The 18,037-nt window shown below is 61.1% G+C and carries 15 protein-coding genes and 1 pseudogene; 4 read left to right on the top strand and 12 right to left on the bottom strand.

Annotated features, from left to right (window positions below; all coding sequences use genetic code 11):
- Positions 1-20: 20 nt before the first annotated feature.
- From EHS19_RS03635 to EHS19_RS03615, 5 genes and pseudogenes are all read right to left on the bottom strand, one after another.
- The gene (locus EHS19_RS03635) at positions 21-266 is read right to left on the bottom strand and encodes a DUF3046 domain-containing protein (protein ID WP_151916430.1); all 246 of its coding nucleotides are present in this window, start codon (positions 264-266) and stop codon (positions 21-23) included.
- Positions 267-432: 166 nt separating this feature from the next.
- On the bottom strand, positions 433-909 hold the full coding sequence (locus tag EHS19_RS03630) for a helix-turn-helix domain-containing protein (protein ID WP_241677060.1): 477 nt from the start codon (positions 907-909) through the stop codon (positions 433-435).
- Positions 910-996: 87 nt separating this feature from the next.
- Positions 997-1,650 (bottom strand): CinA family protein, encoded by a 654-nt coding sequence (locus EHS19_RS03625; protein ID WP_151916428.1) that lies wholly within the window; start codon positions 1,648-1,650, stop codon positions 997-999.
- A gap of 302 nt (positions 1,651-1,952) precedes the next feature.
- A pseudogene (pgsA, locus tag EHS19_RS03620) lies at positions 1,953-2,609 on the bottom strand (CDP-diacylglycerol--glycerol-3-phosphate 3-phosphatidyltransferase); the annotation flags it as partial.
- Positions 2,610-2,689: 80 nt separating this feature from the next.
- Positions 2,690-5,797, bottom strand: coding sequence for an FtsK/SpoIIIE family DNA translocase (locus EHS19_RS03615; protein WP_421745182.1), 3,108 nt, complete (start codon positions 5,795-5,797; stop codon positions 2,690-2,692).
- A gap of 101 nt (positions 5,798-5,898) precedes the next feature.
- On the opposite strand from EHS19_RS03615, the gene EHS19_RS03610 reads away from it, so the two are divergent.
- Positions 5,899-6,687: a Fic family protein gene (locus EHS19_RS03610; RefSeq protein WP_151916427.1), complete on the top strand. Its 789-nt coding sequence runs from the start codon at positions 5,899-5,901 to the stop codon at positions 6,685-6,687.
- Positions 6,688-6,748: 61 nt separating this feature from the next.
- Here the strand turns inward: EHS19_RS03610 and miaA are convergent, their stop codons facing one another.
- The 4 genes from miaA to EHS19_RS03590 form a co-directional block, all read right to left on the bottom strand.
- Positions 6,749-7,786, bottom strand: coding sequence for a tRNA (adenosine(37)-N6)-dimethylallyltransferase MiaA (gene miaA, locus EHS19_RS03605; RefSeq protein ID WP_151916472.1), 1,038 nt, complete (start codon positions 7,784-7,786; stop codon positions 6,749-6,751).
- A gap of 4 nt (positions 7,787-7,790) precedes the next feature.
- Complete coding sequence (gene miaB, locus EHS19_RS03600; RefSeq protein WP_175578280.1) at positions 7,791-9,233, bottom strand: tRNA (N6-isopentenyl adenosine(37)-C2)-methylthiotransferase MiaB; 1,443 nt, start codon at positions 9,231-9,233, stop codon at positions 7,791-7,793.
- Positions 9,234-9,340: 107 nt separating this feature from the next.
- Positions 9,341-10,663, bottom strand: a complete 1,323-nt coding sequence (locus tag EHS19_RS03595; protein ID WP_151916426.1) for a histidine kinase — start codon at positions 10,661-10,663, stop codon at positions 9,341-9,343.
- Entirely contained in the window at positions 10,636-11,298 is a 663-nt protein-coding gene (locus tag EHS19_RS03590; protein WP_151916425.1) for a response regulator transcription factor, read from the bottom strand. Before EHS19_RS03590 ends, EHS19_RS03595 begins: the two co-directional genes overlap by 28 nt.
- Before the next feature lie 173 nt (positions 11,299-11,471).
- On the opposite strand from EHS19_RS03590, the gene EHS19_RS03585 reads away from it, so the two are divergent.
- Positions 11,472-12,233 (top strand): GTP pyrophosphokinase, encoded by a 762-nt coding sequence (locus EHS19_RS03585; RefSeq protein ID WP_151916424.1) that lies wholly within the window; start codon positions 11,472-11,474, stop codon positions 12,231-12,233.
- On the opposite strand, the gene EHS19_RS03580 is transcribed toward EHS19_RS03585, so the two are convergent.
- From EHS19_RS03580 to EHS19_RS03570, 3 genes are all read right to left on the bottom strand, one after another.
- Positions 12,190-13,215: a DMT family transporter gene (locus EHS19_RS03580; RefSeq protein ID WP_151916470.1), complete on the bottom strand. Its 1,026-nt coding sequence runs from the start codon at positions 13,213-13,215 to the stop codon at positions 12,190-12,192. The two genes, EHS19_RS03585 and EHS19_RS03580, sit on opposite strands and share 44 nt — an antisense overlap.
- A 193-nt stretch (positions 13,216-13,408) precedes the next feature.
- Positions 13,409-14,338, bottom strand: coding sequence for a Bax inhibitor-1/YccA family protein (locus EHS19_RS03575; protein ID WP_151916423.1), 930 nt, complete (start codon positions 14,336-14,338; stop codon positions 13,409-13,411).
- Between the two features lie 299 nt (positions 14,339-14,637).
- Positions 14,638-15,492: a DUF5067 domain-containing protein gene (locus EHS19_RS03570; RefSeq protein ID WP_151916422.1), complete on the bottom strand. Its 855-nt coding sequence runs from the start codon at positions 15,490-15,492 to the stop codon at positions 14,638-14,640.
- A 160-nt stretch (positions 15,493-15,652) separates the two neighbouring features.
- Between EHS19_RS03570 and EHS19_RS03565 the strand changes: the two genes are divergently transcribed.
- Both EHS19_RS03565 and EHS19_RS03560 read left to right on the top strand, forming a co-directional pair.
- A complete protein-coding gene (locus EHS19_RS03565) occupies positions 15,653-17,092 on the top strand; it encodes a sensor histidine kinase (protein ID WP_151916421.1) in 1,440 nt (479 codons plus the stop codon).
- 5 nt (positions 17,093-17,097) lie between these two features.
- Positions 17,098-17,790 (top strand): response regulator transcription factor, encoded by a 693-nt coding sequence (locus tag EHS19_RS03560; RefSeq protein ID WP_277752780.1) that lies wholly within the window; start codon positions 17,098-17,100, stop codon positions 17,788-17,790.
- The last annotated feature ends 247 nt before the right edge of the window (positions 17,791-18,037 follow it).

Here is an 18,037-nt window from a genome sequence, read left to right as displayed (position 1 = left end):
CGACACGCCGATGCAGGACCCTACGCCAAACCCACTGAAGGCGGCAACGGCGGCGCATTATGGCCCGATCCCCATCGATCGGCATCCGGCACACCCATCTGATCGCACAACACATTCCACACGACACGCGGTTCGACACCCTCGCCAAGAGCCTCCATCACCGTGCGACCATCCAACGCGACAAGAGCCTGATCATGCGCGAGGCTGCGTCCGTATGGACGCGTGAACACCTCATCCACGAGCTGCCAGAACTCCCGTTCACGCATCCAGAATCCTCCCCAGCGTCCTCGTCTCAACCTTGCTGCATACGGCAACAAAACAGCCACGGCAGACATCCTGCATGCTGAACAATCAACCACCGGGCAACCGGCATCCGCTGACCCACGGCGTCACCACATCCACTGCAGGTCCGCCGCCCATGCAGCACGAAACCTACTCCTCCACGGAATCCAGATAATCGGCCACCATGCGCAGCATCTGCGCCGTGCTCACACCCAACGCCTGCGCGATGGAGCCAAGCAGTTCGGAGCTGGCCTCCTTCTGACCGCGCTCGACCTCGGAGAGATAGCCCAATGACACGCCCGCACGCTCACTGATCTCGCGCAGCGTCTTGCGGTCCCTCGTACGCAGGTCACGCAGCACATGCCCGATGGCCTCACGCAACGAAACCTGCCTGACGGCCTGACCGTCCTCGCCCGAGACACGCGCATCGGAACGAAGACGCGAATCGGAATCCTCCTGACTCCACATACGGTTCAAAGCCGCCTGCCGTTCGTTCTTCGCCTTCTTCGCGGCCTTGGCACGCAGCACCTGCTGCTGTGCGAACATCACCGCCCTACGCTGCGCCGGAGTGAGCTCACGCATGCGCGCCGAAGGCCTCGCCCCGGTGTCCATACCCTGAATGGCCATGTCCTGTTCAATGCGTGCCAGCGTGTCCATGTCAGCCTCCTGAAGTTCCTTGCGCGGGACGCCTATCGCGCCCGTTCACTATACGATTCAACAGTCGGTTCGCGTGTTTATTCCTGAATCTTCCTGCAAAAAAGCTGTGAATTCGCACAGTGTCATCAACACACGTTCAACGACCTGACGGCGTATCCGCTCTCTTGAGCCACGTAGACGCAGCTCGCGCGTCTGCGTGCGCTCCCGTCCATCGGCATTGAGCGGCCCCGGCAGATGGAATCCCACATAGACCAACCCGGCAGGCTTGTCGCCATCCGGACCGGGCCCGGCGACGCCGGTGGTGGACAGACCGATCACGGCATCGTATCTGGGCTGATGATACAGGCGCGCCGCCCCATCGGCCATCTGGCCGGCAACAAGCGGATGCACGGCCCCCTCCGTGTCAAGCAGCCCTCGATCGACACCAAGTATGGATGCCTTGGCTGCGATGTCGTACGTCACGGCCGAACCAAGAAACACCTTCGACGCCCCGGGAATGCGGACGAAGGCATCGGCAAGAAGCCCACCGGTCAGAGATTCAGCGGCGGCAAGGCGAATCCCCCGTCGTTCGAGACGCGCGAGAATGCACGCGGCAAGTCGATCGCAGCGATCCTCGAGAGCCGCCAAATCCGAATCCTCGGCGTATCCGTACTCGGCGTCGCTCGGCGAGCCACCCGACGCAACAGCCGCACCAGGCAGGCAAGCCGCCATCAGCGCGCTTCTCCACCATCTTCAGGCGTAGCAGCCACCGCATCCGCCGCCACCGCATCCGCAACAGAGGCATCCACGACAGCAGCAGACACCGCACCGACCTCGCCGGCACCCGTACTCTCGCCGGAGATCTCCGCGGCTGCGGAAACATCAACGCCAGACGCATCAGCCGCATCACTCACGCCAGCCGCATCAGCCGCACCCTCAGACACAACACTCACGTCAGTCGCAGCATCCGCCTTCGGCGACGTCTCACCATGCGTATGCTTGCCGGCATGCCGCAATGCCCCCTTGGACGCGCCCTTCGCCGAACCGAACACGCCCATGAGATACTCCGCTCCCGAATACAGGCACAGCATCAGCGCGATATAGATCACCAGATAGGTGACGAACAGATAGGCGGTGAGCCAGAGCGGGCTGTCCTCGGTATCCGGGGCGAACTGCCACACGGGAAGCATGAGCATCGACAGACCGATGCACTGGAACAGCGTCTTCATCTTTCCCGGCCACGCGGCCGCGATGACATGTCCACCGGAGTCGATGACGAAGAAGCGCATCACCGTGATGCCGATCTCACGCACCAGAAACAGCAGCGTGACGATCCAGCCGAGCACCGGAGCGCCCAATTCGCCGAAGGCGGCGGCCACCACAAGCGTGGCGCAGGTCAGCAGCTTGTCGGCAATGGGGTCCATGAGCTTGCCGAGTTCGGTGACCTGATCGTATTTGCGCGCCATCCAGCCATCGATCTTGTCCGTGGACGCCGCGACGATGAACAGCACAGCGGCGACCCACCGCATGCCAAGGTTGTTCATGCCCCACGGCCCGGCCGCTATGTAGAGTCCAAGAAAGACCACGACGAGAATGATCCGCGAGTAGGTCACCAGATTCGGCGGCGCATTCCATCCGTCGAACAGCGACTTGCCTGTTGATTCCTTGCTTTCGATCGTATCGTTGTGCATGATCCTCACCATACCCGCACGTTGCTACCTATGCCGGGAGACGACGCTGGAAATCGTCATGGAAACACATGGGAAATCGCTTAGTCCTGCGCCTCACCCTGCGCGCCCGCCCCGGCGCCGCCGTCGACGGCATGGATCGAATCGGACTGTCCGCGAATGAAGGCGAGCACGGCCGGCAGATCCTGCGGCTGCACCAGCACCTGACGCGCCTTGGACCCCTCCGAGGGCCCGACCACTCCGCGTGATTCCAGCAGATCCATGAGACGACCGGCCTTGGCGAATCCGACACGCAGCTTGCGCTGCAGCATCGATGTCGACCCGAACTGCGTGGTGACCACAAGCTCGGCGGCCTGCAGCAGCACATCCATGTCGTCGCCGATCTCCTCATCCGGCTCCGCAGCGGTCTTGTCCGCCTCCTTGGTCATCTGTTCGATGTCCTCGCGATACCGCGGCTTGCGCTGGGTGCGTACGAATTCGACGGCCTTGCGGATCTCGGATTCCGACACCCAGGATCCCTGGACGCGCATCGGTTTGGCAAGCCCCATCGGCAGAAACAGCGCGTCGCCCTGACCGATAAGGGTCTCCGCGCCCACCGTATCGAGAATGACGCGCGAGTCGGTGGCTGACGATGTGGCGAACGCAAGCCGGGAGGGGATGTTCGCCTTGATCAGGCCGGTGACCACGTCGACCGACGGCCGCTGCGTGGCCAGCACCAGATGCACGCCTGCGGCTCGCGCCAGCTGCGTGATGCGCTGGATTGAGCTCTCCACGTCGTTTTTGGCGACCATCATGAGGTCGGCCATCTCGTCGACGACCACGAGGATGTACGGATAGGGTGCGACCTTGCGCTGAGAGCCGGCAGGCGCATGGACCTTGCCTTCGCGCACCGCCTTGTTGAAGTCCTTGATGTGGCGGAATCCGAAGAACTCCAGATCGGAGTATCGCGCGTCCATCTCCTTGACCACCCATTCGAGCGCCTGGGCGGCCTTCTTCGGATCGGTGATGATCGGCGTGAGCAGATGAGGTATGCCCGCATACGCGGACAGCTCGACGCGTTTGGGATCGACCATGATCATCCGCACCTGATCTGGCGTGGCGCGCATGATGATCGAGGTCAGCATCGAATTGATGAAGCTCGACTTTCCGGAGCCTGTGGCGCCTGCGACCAGCAGATGCGGCATCTTGGTCAGATCGGCCGTGACGAAGTGCCCTTCGACGTCCTTGCCGACGCCCGTGAGCATCGGCGTCGGATCATTCATGGCCTTGTCGCTGCGCAGCACATCGCCCAGATGCACGATCTCACGATCCACGTTCGGTATTTCGATGCCGATGGCCGATTTGCCGGGGATCGGCGAGAGGATGCGCACGTCCGAGCTCGCCACCGCGTAGGCGATGTTCTTCTGCAGATTCGTGACCTTCTCCACCTTGACGCCCGGCCCCAGTTCGACCTCGTACTGGGTCACCGAGGGACCTCTGAGGAATCCGATCACTCTGGCATCCACGTTGAACTGCTGGAACGTGGTCGTCAACGCCGCGATGACATGATCGTTGGCCGGGGTGCGTGCGGCATGCGGCTGGCCTTTGACCAGGATGCCGAGATCGGGCAGATGATACACGCTCTGATCGTCGTCTCCGTCACGCGCATCCGCCTGATCGATATCCGACCGGCCGGTGCCCGTCTGACCGACGCCGGCGGTCTGCGGCACCGTTGCAGACGCCGGCGCACCGGCAACGACGGGGAAGGGAACGGAGGATGTGCCATCCGAGGCCACGGCGGCCCACGGATCGGCACCACCGGCGCGCCCGGAACCACCCGACGATGCCGATACAGGCGACACCGGCGATGTCGACCCGGAATCGCCCGGCTGCATACCCGATGAAGCAATGCGCCGCGCGACTTGAGCCCCCTCGGAGGCGACTGCGCCAGCCGCCCGCGCAGCTGCCCCGGAGACCGTGCCGACCGTCGAAGCCGCCATCGGCAGCGTCGCCGACAACGCCGCCGTACGCGCATCAGCCTGCGAAGCACCCGCCGCGATGCCCACCGTGGCTGCCGCCCCGGCCAAATCCGCGGCCGCGCCAGTCGCCGCATAGGTTCCCGCGATCGCCGCCGATGCAACCGAACGCGGCGCGCTCCCCGAGGGACCCGTCAGCGAGGTCTCAGCCGCCTGGCCGTGGCGCGAGGCGGCATGGTCGAACGGGCTGTCGCCGGCGTATTGATCCAGCGTCTCATCGGATTGCGTATGGCGGCGCTTGGAGAACAGTCTCGAGAACAGAGCGAATCGCGAGCGACGTGGCTCTTCCCCGGCATCGCTACCCTGGCCGAGATCGGAGCGCGCACCGCTCTCGTCTGGCGGAACATCGGATCCGTCATGGGCGGGAACGCCGGCTGCGAACGCCAACATATCATCACCGACACGGACCTCGTTCGGGAACTGCTCGTCATCGGCGTCGCCGTCCGACGTACTCCGTCCACCGACACCGAGGCGTTCACGTAGACGCCGCACGTTCTCGGGCAGATCGGTCACATGGGTGCGGGTGATCAGCAGTATCGAGAACAGCGCCGTCACCACGAACACGATGATCGCGAACGTCTTCGACAGTCCCCATGCGAGCGGCGAACCCAGCACGAATCCGAACAGACCGCCGGCGCGCTGAAGCAGCGTGATATCGAAACCGGGGCTGTCGGACGCGATCACCACATCGAGAATGGAACAGACCGACCACAGCAGGATCACCCAGCCGCTCACCACACGTGGATTGTCGGAGCCCTTGCCCGCGTTGCGAATGAGCCGAATCGCCACTATGGTCAGCAGCACCGGAAGAACGACGCTGGTCAGTCCCAGCAGACCCGAGGCGAAGGCGTGCACCAATCGGCCGATGAAACCGTTCACCCGGAACCATTCGGATGCGCAGAACAGCACCGCGAGCAGCAGCATCAGAAAACACATGCCATCACGGCGATACGCCGGATCATATTCGCCCACGCCGCCTATCGATCGCACCGCCGAGCCGAACGCCCGAGGCATCGCAAGCAGCGCGCGCCGCCACCACGGCTCCGACTCGAGAGGCGCGTCGCCGCCGTTCGTCGAGCCGGCGGCGCGCGCACGCGAAGCCGTGTCGGCACCGCGCCGCATGGAGCGGTCGCGCATGTCGTCGTTCTGATTCGATGAAGATGATGTTCGTGTCATAGCGCTTCACGATTCTACCGACCCCCGTGCATCTGCAAGGTAGGGCATGTCAACATGGTCGGGTCGGTGCGGCACGCGGCAAATACGGCTAGTATGGTTCCATGACTCCAGCCGAACGAACCAGCGCGGTCGCATTCGCCCTGAAGAACTGCGCATTGGAAGCATTGACGCCGACGAGCGCGACGCTGCGCGCGCTTGAGGCATACGAACGCGGCGACATGAACGTCGACGAACTGCTCGCAGTCGCCGATCGGGAGGCATCGAAGCTGACCGTAGGCCGTCTTTCCGACGGCAGTCTCGACGATCACGCCGTCGGCCATGCGAGCAGCATTCTTGCGAGAACCGTGCTGCTGATCGAACGCGGGTGGCCGGCGACCGGCGATCTCGCCGAGCTGACGGCCATTCACAACGGTCTGTTCACCGGCGTGTTCCTGGATGCCGGCCGATTGCGCACAGCGAACACGACCCGCGAGGTGACCAGCGAGAAGACGCTTGCCGGCAATCCCGAAACGTTCTTCCCCGCCGCGCTGATCGAAACGGGAGCGTTGAACATCGCCACCGAGCTGGCCGACCTCCGCAATCTCGTCGCTCTGGATAGGGCCGATTTCATTCATGAGCTGGCGCGCATCTACGATGAGCTGGGATATCTGCACCCGTTCCGCGGCGGCAACGCGATGACGCTGCGCATATTCGCGTCGCGTCTGGCGCATGATGCCGGATGGGATCTGGACTGGGGTCCGGTGAGCCGGGACGGCTACAAGGAAGCCAAGCATGCGGCCTATCGCGGCGATATCAGTCTGTTCGCCCGTATGTTCGACGACATCGTCCGCCCCGCCAATCCGACCCGCGTGTTTCTGATCGCCGGCTGGAGCCAGGGGCCGGCACACTGACCGGCGCACGCCGACGGTCGGATCACGCCGACGGTCGGATCACGCCGACGGTCGGATCACGCTACGCCATTTCTGACGCGACATCACCGAGATGATGCTGCGTATAGTCGTCCGCACGCGCATCGATCGGATCATAGTCTCCCGCATCCGCGTGCGCGATGATCGCCATCGCGTTGTCCACGAGTCTCGGATTGAGCGCTTCAAGCCAGTGGATGCGCGGATCCCGACCGAACCACCCCATCTGTTTGCGGGCGAGCCTCTTGGTCCTGCGTGCAACGTCCGCGATCGTGTCATCAAGATCAGCGAGTCCGTCAAGATAGTCGACGACCTGCTGATAGCCGAGCGCACGAGCCGCAGTCGGTCCCAGATGAGGGCGCAGACGGGTCACTTCGTCCACAAACCCGTGCTCGAACATCGATCCGGTACGTTCGTCGATGCGTCTGTCAAGCTCCGCTCGCGGCAGATCCAATCCGATCTGCACCGAGGGAATCACGTATCGGTATCGCGGCAGACTCGCCGAATAGGGCTTTCCGGTCAACGCGATGACCTCCAACGCGCGTATGGTGCGACGAGGGTTGCGCGGGTCCATGCGCGAGGCGGCCTGTGGGTCCTTGTCCTTCAGCTCGTCGAACAGCGCCCCGGCACCCTCCTGCGCCTCGCGCGCCTCAAGACCGGCACGCACCTCGGGATCGGTGCCGGGAAACGAGATGTCGTCGATCGCTGCCCTTGCGTACAGTCCCGAGCCGCCCACCAGTATCGGGCGGATGCCCGCGGCCTGCAGATCGGCTATGGTCTTGCGGGCAAGACGCTGGAACCGCGCGACCGTCATCGTCTCCTCGGGGCCGATGACATCGATGAGGTGGTGCTTTACGGCGAGACGCTCCTCGCTCGTGGCCTTGGCCGTGCCGATGTCCATGCCGCGATACATCTGATACGCATCCGCATTGACGATCTCGGCGCGTTCGCCGCGCTCCCGCAACGCCGTGGCGATGGCGATGCCGAGCCCGGTCTTGCCCGATGCCGTCGGGCCGACGATCGAAACGACCCTTGGGCCGCGCCGACCGTCGCCGGGCAGTTCCGACTGCTCAGTGACGGACATGGGTTCAGTGACGGACATGATAGGTCTGTCCTCGCGCCGGATCGGGATCCGCAATCAGATTGTGCCGCCCCGCATGGGTGACGGTTGCCGTGACGAAATCGCCGACCTGCGGCATCGGTTCGCCCTGTGGCACGCCGATATGCACGAGCGTGCCGGTCCGCTCCCTTCCCGTTACGCGATGCGTCGCGGAATCCTTCTTGCCGGCGGCGCCGGTGATCATCACCTCGACGTCGCGCCCCTCGAATTTGGCGAGCTCCTGCGCGGTGATGCTTTCCTGCAATGCGACGAGCCGGTCGAAGCGATTCTGCACCACGTCCTTCGGCACCTGTTCCATGCTCGCCGCCGGCGTACCCGGCCGCGGTGAATACTCGAAGGTGAACGCCGACGAGAATCTGGCCTCGCGCACCACGCGCATGGTCTCGTCGAAGTCCTCCTCGGTCTCTCCCGGAAAACCGACGATGATGTCGGTGGAGATCTGCGCGTCCGGCATGGCCTGACGAATACGGCCGAGGATGTCCAGGAACCTCGCGGAACGATACGAGCGGCGCATGGCGCGAAGAATCCTATCGGAACCGGACTGCAGCGGGAAGTGCAGCTGATGCATGACGTTGGGCGTCCCGGCCATTGCGGCGATCACATCGTCGGTGAACGCGGCCGGATGCGGCGACGTGAATCGCACCCGTTCCAGCCCTTCGATCTGTCCGCATGCGCGCAGCAGCTTGCTGAACGCGTACCGATCGCCGATGCCATAGCCGAACGAGTTCACATTCTGGCCAAGCAGGGTGACCTCCTTGGCCCCATCGGCCACGCACTGGCGGATTTCGGCGAGAATGTCGCCGGGACGACGGTCATGCTCGCGGCCGCGCGTGGTTGGCACGATGCAGAACGTGCAGGTGTTGTTGCATCCGATCGAAATGGAGACCCAGCTTGAGACCCGTGACGCACGTGCCGCAGGCAGCTGGCTGGGGAAATAGTCGAGACGATCCACCACATCGACCTGCGGCTCGCCGATCATGCGAGCCTGGTCAAGCAGACGCGGCAGCGAACCGATGTTCTTGGTGCCGAAGACGGCGTCGACCCACGGGGCGCGTTCGGCGATCCTGCGTCGGTCGAGCTGCGCCATGCAGCCACCGACCGCGATCTGCAGATTGGGCCGATCCCGCTTGAGCTGGGCCCATAGGCCGATCGTGCCGTACATGCGCTCGGCGGCGTTCTCACGTACCGCGCAGGTGTTCATGACGATCAGATCGACGTCCTTGTCGAGCACCTGCTCCTCGGTCGCCGGCACATACCCTTCCGCTTCGAGAACGCCGGCGATGCGCTCGGAGTCGTGCACGTTCATCTGGCAGCCAAGCGTATGCACGTAGAACACGCCTCTGCCCCGCGATCCCACCGCCGTGGCCCTCGTCGAGGCGCGCTCCGCCTCGGTCATCATCAATTCATCCATAACGAACCATCGTATCGATTGCCCCCGTCAGACGACGTGACATCGGCGGTCGGGACGCGCAGGGCGGTGATGCGCCCGACAGGTCATGCGGCGAATCGCCCGGCTGATCACTCGACGAATCCGGCGTAGGGGATGAGCGCATACAACCGCCATCGTCCGTCATCCCCAGTGCCGGCTTCAAGCCGCCCATGCAGCAATGCGACGATCTGCCGGTGGCATTCCAGTCCCTGACCTCCCTCGCCTCCACGTGACGATCTCAAGGCCACTTGATTGGAGGATTCGATCTGCATGCCCTCGGCTGCGAATCGGATCCACACACGATATGCACGCCGGCCTTTCTCGGCGTGCCGAGCCACGTTCGAGAACGTCTCCAGCAGCAGATCCTTCATTTCGGCTGCACTGTTCTCATCGCATGGCTGAGCGACGTCAACGCCGTCGGCGACCTCGACGAGAACGTCCCCACCGAATCCCTGTCCGAGCAACCGCTCCTGCTGACTCGAAGCACTCTGTTCCACGGCACTGCTGACGATGGCGATCGTGCAATCCGCAGTGCAATCAACATCATCATATGCATCATCAACAGCACTATCGGACGCACTATCGGACGCACTATCGGACGCGCCAGCCAGCGTCATTTCGCCATTGGGCAGTATTGCAGCGATCACGGCACGCACACCACGCAGCGCCTCAAGAACCTGATCGTCCAGCTGTGCGAACAGCCTGCGATCCTTCTCGCTTCTGGACTCGTCGATGCACGCGCCCTCACACACCATCGCCACATAGGACAATCGTCCGGCGACGGTATCATGAACGTCACGGGATAGCTCAAGACTGCGCCGCCGACTGACAGCCAGCTCCCGCTCCCGTTCGATTGCGCGCTCGGCAACGGCCGCGCGCCTCGCCTCATCTTTCCATAGCATCGCCCGACCGACCACGGCGGCCATCAGCATCATGGCCGTGGCGTTCATCATCCTCATGGCACCGACCTGTGGCCGCCCGGTCCATGCGCCATCGAACAGAGGCGACAACGACAGACATGCGATCAGGCTTGAACCAACCGTATATGACAGGATCGTTCGGCGCGAACACCGATACGCCACGATCGCCAGCATCATCATCTGGGCGATGATCAGAAGCGCATCAGGGGAATCAGGCATGAACGTGCAGGCCGCGAAGATCACCGTCATCGGCGCAGCGCAGACCTTGGGCCATCTGACCAGCAGCAGGAGTGCAGGCAGCTCGGATAGCATAAGCCAGAACATCGGGTCGTCAGGCTGATAGGCGATCGGCGTCTCGACCGCGATCAGCGCGGCACAGGAAACGCATAGGCACCATTGCACCGATCGCCGATGCGCGCCTGCCGTTCGCACCATCGACCGCAGCAGCGTCACATGACCATCATTTACAGCAGATCGCGCATCTGATGCCATAGGATTGCCGCCTGCCCGAGATTGTCCGCATGCAGTTTGGCCTTGGCACGGATGGCCTGCGTGCGCACCGTCGTCGGTGCCACTTCGAGCTCCAGGGCGATCTGTTTGAGCGTCTTCCCCTCAATCAGCCTATCCATGACTCGAGCCTCGCATCTGGTCAGCGGTCCATGCCACTCGCCGTGGGAGAACGTCAGCCGCCGATAGGCGTTATGCGCGTCTTCGAACGGAGCACCGGCCCTCGGCGTATAGATCTCACCGTCGAGAACCGTGCGAATCGCCTCGCACAACGTGGAAATGGGAGCCTTGTCGACGATTCCCTGAGCACCCGTGGCGGCGGCGAAATACGCGAATGAGTCCGCATTCAACGCGGTCATGAGCAGGATCGGCATGACGCCGATCTGCGAACGAATTTCCCGGCATGCGCGGATCCCCGATTCGCTCTTGGATAGCTGAATGTCGGCAAGGAGCAGATCCGGCCTAGTCACCGGATCGAGACATCGACTGACGGCATCCTTGGAATCGGTCGTAGCCCATGACACGCGACATCGATCAATCCCCTTCGTCACTATGGAGGGCAACGCTGCAATGACCAGCGCATCGTTGTCCAATACGGCGAGATTCACCACATCTCTCATCACTTCCCCTCCTACTCCATCGTATTTGGTGTACACCACAAGTATACGCTCAGTTCATGATGGATTCGCGGGGCGTCGTGGGACGTCGGAACGAGGTGCTTCATTTGAAAGTGAGTTCGAAATGCGAGGTTGGCTTGTGGGACGCGGTAGAATGATCACACACACGCAGGCGCATGGCCCGCAGAACACGAACACGGGGAGCGAACGTGATCCTTGAACGACACAGCCGCCTGAGCAGCAACGAGATCAAAACCCGCCTCAAAAGCATCGACCTGGGCGACGGCCGCTTCCCCACCGAGCAGATCGGCGAGTTCATCGACCTCATGCAGGTCTACGAGGGCGCGATGTACGAGATCAGCACCAAACTCGAGATCCTCGACGACGAATTCCAGGTCAGGTTCAGCCACGACCCCATCCACCACATGGAACGACGCCTCAAATCCGTCAACTCCATCCTCGGCAAGCTCGAACGCAAAGGACTCCCCCTCACCATCGCCTCGATCCGCGACAACCTCTTCGACGTCGCCGGCATCCGCGTCATCTGCAACTACCGCGACGACGTGTACGCCGTGTCGAACTACCTGTCGGCCCAATCCGACATCCAGGTCCTGCGCGTCAAGGACTACATCAAGAACCCCAAACAGAACGGATACCGCTCGCTCCACGTGATCTACGCCGTGCCGGTGTTCCTCTCCTCAGGCGCCCACCACACGCCAGTCGAGGTCCAGTTCCGCACCATCGCCATGGACTACTGGGCAAGCCTCGAACACGCCCTGCGATACAAGACCGACCTGCCCGACACCCGCCTCGCCGAACACTCCCAGACCCTCCTCGACTGCGCCAGATCACTCCAGAACATCGAAGTCCAAATGCAGAACATCCACCGCGACATCAACGGCGCACCACGCGCCGAAGAGACGCCGAAGGCCGGCTGACGGGCATCTGCGCAAGCAGCGTGCCGATGAAGATGAGCGCGCATCCCAGATACGCCCTGCCGGTCATGCGCTCCGACAGCAGCACCGCGCCGCCGATCGCGGAGAACAGTGATTCGAGCGAGAGAATCAGCGAGGCGCGAGTGGGCGGAACCCACTGCTGTCCGATGATCTGCAGCGTGTAGGCGATGCCGACCGAGCCGATGCCGGCATAGACGACTGCCGGCCATGCGAGCAGCATGCCGGACCAATTCACGGACCCTTCCAGCAATGTGGCGATCCAACTGAATGCGGCTGTGCCGGCGAACTGCATGAATGACAATCTCAATGGATTCATGCGCTTGGAGCATGCATCCACAACGAGAATATGAACGGCGAACAGTACCGATGAGCACAGGAGCAGCACGTCGCCTATCGTGATCGATCCGAATCCATTGGTGACGCAGAGCAGATAGAATCCGACGATGGCGATGGCGACGCTGACGATTGTCGTGATGCCGATGGTGCGTCGCAGGACCATCCACGACAGAATCGGCACGAGCACGATGTACAGGGCGGTGATGAAGCCGGCTCGTCCGGCGGATGCATCGTTCATGATGCCGTACTGCTGCAATGTGCTTGCCGAGAACAACGCCAGTGCGCATGCGATGCCGCCGATGGCCGTAGACCACTGACCCGCGATCCTCGATGGAAGTATGCGACGCGTGCGCGACAGAGACGATCGAGCGGCCAGCGGTGCGGTCACTGGACTGCACGACTGGCCGCTCGACGGTTCGTAGCTCCGATCATCATTCATGCGACGACTGCCACGCGCTGCTGCTCGCCGTGTCCGGACGCGATCAACGAGCAGCAGTGGCACAAGCGAGAACGCCCCCAGCGTGAATCGCACGGCGTTGAAGAACAGGGGCGTCATCGATGCCATGCCCTGCACTTGGGAGACAAATGCGAATCCCCAGATCATCGCGGTAAGCGTGAGGCATGCCATGCCGATCGATTCGTTGTTGCTCATGGCGTACCAGCGTAGCATCCGACCGGCATCCGGAGTCGCTCGCGATCAGAACGCCTGCCGCTACAGATGCATCGAGTCAGGTTTAGACGCAAGAGCGGCGTGAAGAGACCAGACAGCCGTCTCCACACCGCTCAATCGATGTCACTCACCGTGAATCGTTCAATGTCTGTCAGTCCCGATCGCCGAACAACTGCAGCAGGTACAGGAACATATTGACGAAGTCGAGGTAGAGATTCAGAGCGCAGATAATGGAGATCTTCTTGATCATCTCCGGACCCTGAGCCTCGTACGTGGCGAACAGCCGTTTCGTCATCTGCGCGTCATACATGGTCATGCCGGCGAACAGCACCAATCCGACCGCGCAGATCACCCGCATCATGCCCGTGCTTCCGGGCAGGAACGAGATCACGATCTGCGAGATGATCAGAACGATCAGCCCGACCATGAACACCGGACCGAACTTGAGCATGTCGAACTTGGTGGTGAGGGCCAGCATGGTGAGGATCAGGAAGAACGCCGCGCACAGCCCGAGCGCGATCCCGATGGTTCCCAGCTCGTAGTAGGCGAAGATGTAGCTGAGCGTGAAGCCCATGAGCGCCGCGTAGATATAGAACATGGCGCGCGCGGTGCCGGCCTTGATCGACATGATGCGCGCGCTCAGATACACCGCCAGACCGATCTGGACGATCGCAAGCAGCATCACGCCGATGAAGCCGGTGGATTCGATGAAGCGTATGTACATGCCACTGGTCTGCGCGATCAACGCGACGACGGCGGTGATGATCAGTCCTACGGTCATCTCGCCATAGGCGCGTGCGATGGAGGTGCGTTCCGCCTGACGAATCTGTTCATATGAGTATGCCGTCTGCGCGTTCATCGCCGCCGTACCGTTCGGCGCATAAGCGAACTGGGACTGGCCATAGGCGTTCTGATACTGGGGTTGAGCGTACTGGGGCTGCGCATACTGCCCCTGTGGTGTAGCCCCATATGGCGACGAACCATACGATGCGCCCTGATTTCCATAGGCGTACTGCTGACGGGGATCTGCGGGCTGCTGATTACCCGGATAGCCACCCTGCGGCTGGTTTCCGTATGTCATGTGATTGCTCCTTCTGTAGCAAAGCCCATCATACGGGGCATTGCTGAATGTTGCATGAACATTCAGCCCTGGGAATGCGCCACGTCACTGCACCGTCCATCGATCTGACGATCGTGCGTCCGTCGCATCCATTCCGTGGGCGGGATGACCATGCATCACCATCCCGTCCACGCAACTCCATCACATCCACGTATCCGGCTCATCCAGCTCACCGGTCTCACCCGGCTACCCTAGCTCTTCTCTCCTTCGACCGGCGCGAATAACGCCTCCTGCCGTCTCCAGCACATATCCATGACTGACTATTGCAGATCGAATGTGTGCTTCACCTTGGCGGAGTCATCAAGGGAGAACAGGTCGGTGACCTCCACGGTGATCGGTGAATCGTCCTGCAGCACATACCCTTCCGTGACCGTGCCCTTGGCTTTCGGCTGCAATGCGGTCATGGACGAGCTGGCGTCATAGCCTTGCGGATTGTCGATGTACATCGCCAGTTCCAGGGAGCGTCCGTTCTGAAACACCTTGGCATCGGCAAGTGCTATGAAGGAGCCATTCTTCTCCGTCTGGTTCACCCACTCATAGGTGACCAGGACCGTAGGCTTGCCATTGTAGTCATTGCCGCTCTTGACCGCCGAGACAATGGTGACATGCATGTCCCTCAGGTCACCCTCCTTGTCCTGATCCCCTTTCGCAGCAGCTGGCTCATCTGCATCATTGTCGGAGTTCTCCCCCTTCGTCTTGGAATCGTCCCCGCCGGGTTCCTTCTGCTGAGTCGACTGGGGTGCCTTCTCGGAGAACGCATCGTCAATGGCCTTGCTTGCGGCGGCTTGCATCGCAAGCGTGATGACGATGGATGCCACCGAGATCGCGATCGCGATGATGGCGACGGCCTTGCCTGTTCGTTTTCCGCGCATGACCCCGACCAGCCCTATGATGCCCAGAACGGCACCGATCAAGCCGAACACGGCCGCGATGTTGTTGATGATGGGAATGAAGCTCAATGCCAGTCCCACCACGCCAAACACCAGACCGACGATGCCGCACACGCTCATATGTCCCTTCGCTTCGGCCGGCTGAGCAGCGGTCCCCGATTGGTCCGCGCCACTGTGCGCGATCTGGCCTGAGGCGTTGCGCTCATCAGAATCGTTGACTGACATGATTCCTTCTTTCCTCTGATTGTCCGTCATCAAGCAGGCTATCGTGAATCACGTCGCTGCGGTATTGTTCGGAAGGACATTCCCATATGCCCGTTCGGACATATCCGATCTGTTCGTCCGGACAATACCGAGCCCGACTGGAATCGACTACAGTGGGACTATGGCCAGTGACATTTCCAAGGCCCATCCGCCGGGCGAACAACATGGCGAATCGGAGAGAACCATACGTGATCGCTCCGATGTCCTCGTCGTGCCGGCTCGAACGGGGTACACGATCATCATGATTCCGTGCACCATCTTTTTCTGCCTTCTGCAGGTGTCATTTGCCGTGGATCGTCCCGGTATCAGCGAATCCCTGCACACATGGTTCTTGATCTCGGCACTATTGGCACTCATACTGCCCTGGGCTCTGGCATATCGGCAGAACTATCCCGAGGCCGTTTTCGGCATCGCGCTGATTTCCACGCTGCTATGTCCTTATGAACCGCTGTTTCTGTTGATTGCACTCTCCTCACTCGTGGCCCGTCGCATGCCCTCACGCTGGCTGACGACGTGCATCATATTTGCTCTCGCTGTATGCTGCTGGTCTCAGGTGCGCGATGCTCTTCAGCCTTATGGCGCATCCGTCTGGCACAGCGTCTTCTCCCCCGACACGCATGGCGATATACCCATCGCCTATTCCGATAGGGCGAGGACCGTCATCATCGCATTGTCGGCATCCGCAGGCCTCGCCGTTTTCGTGGTATCCATGCTGATCGGCCTTCATCTGCGGTCCAAGGCACAGGTCCAGCTCTCCGATGCCAAAGCACGCGCCGCCGCCCAGCGATCTCAAATCCTGCAAAACGATCTGGACGGGCAACGACTGGCTGACGCAATCGCCGCCGAAGCGCATGACACGCTCGCACATACGCTGTCGCTGATCGCGTTGCATGCCGGCACGCAGCAGATCGAAACCCTACGATTGCGCCGACTGATGTCGCAGAACGATCAGAAGGATGGTGACGATAATCCAGATGCGCAATCGGCGAATACTCTCATCGAGAGCATTGAAACCAGAAATCAGGACATCAGACAGCAGGCGGCCAAGGCGATGCGGGAAGCGCATGCCATTATCGATATGCTCAAGCATCCCGGTAAGGCCGTTTTCCACCTTACCGATACCGGAGACAACTCCCTGACGCGTGATTCGATCGATCAGCTGCTGGCTGATGCAAGAAACGCCGGCGCATCATTGAACACCTGGATTGACGTTCGAGATCTGGATCAGATATCCCCGGCCGCCGGAGCACTGGCGTATCGGGTCATTCGCGAAGGACTCACCAATGCGAGAAGGCATGCCAACGAGCACGCCTGTTCTCTGGATCTCAAAGCAAGCCCTCAGGACGGCATACATATTCATATCACCAATCCCACAACGGTTGGGCATGCGCATGAAAACGGCATCGAAGAGATGGCGACAGACCCGCATGCACGCACGTCTGCAGGAGGCAACGGCCTAACATCCATGCGCGAGCGAGTGGAATCCTTTGGAGGAAGCTGCGAATACGGCACCGACGAGCAACGTCTCTTTCATCTTGTAGTCGATATTCCGGTACGATAGATACTGTGAATACTACAGATGAATCGAGTGCAGCCGATGCAGACATCGACGTCTGCATCGTCGACGATGACCCGATGGTGTGTCAGATGCTGAGCATGATCATTGGAGAGGCATCCTACAATCACATTAGGGTGGTTGGCACTGCGAACAATGGTTCAGAAGCAATAGAACGCATCAAAGCAACAACGCCGGATATCGTGCTGATGGATATCGCCATGCCGATCATGGACGGCATCGACGCGACACGGATCATACGAGCATTACCGAATCCTCCCCATGTCCTGATGCTGACGTCATTGAATCCATCGAACACGATCGAAAGAGCTGTTGAAGCTGGAGCGGAAGGATTCATATCGAAAACCGAAGATCCTCGTAAGATCGTCATGAACATACGTCAGGCGTATGAAGGTAAGGTGCAATTCAACACGGAAAGCCAACAGCACCTCGTTGCGGCGATACGAGGTAACCGTCTGACAGAGCGTCGTGAACAGGCACGTACCCTTCTGGAGTCATTGCCGGAACGTGAACGAACCGCAGTGTTATTAAGTGCCGAAGGTATGACGAATCAGGAAATCGCACAGCATATGTTCATATCTGAAAGAACCGTGAAGTCACACCTGATGTCGGCAGCCAGAAGACTGTCCATGGACCGGGTCGGTCTGGCACGACTGGTGGAGCGATCAGACTGGAAACAATGATGCCATACCATTGCGTCAGTTCACACTGACATCAATATCGACGTGCAGTATGCCAAAGGCAGCGGAAGATGTGGATTTGAAATATCAGATATGAGAGAAGTTCCGAGATAAGCCTACGGTCGATGAATCAACGAAATATGCGGATATGAAAAAGCCCCCGGCGTGTGCTGGGGGCTTTTGTAAGTGTTGTTGCGGCGGTGTGCTACTCTCCCACATTCTCTCGAATGCAGTACCATCGCCGTGCCAG

The sequence above is a fragment of the Bifidobacterium jacchi genome, from assembly GCF_009078285.1.
GTDB lineage: Bacteria > Actinomycetota > Actinomycetes > Actinomycetales > Bifidobacteriaceae > Bifidobacterium > Bifidobacterium jacchi.
This window is presented reverse-complemented; position numbering and strand designations above follow the sequence as displayed.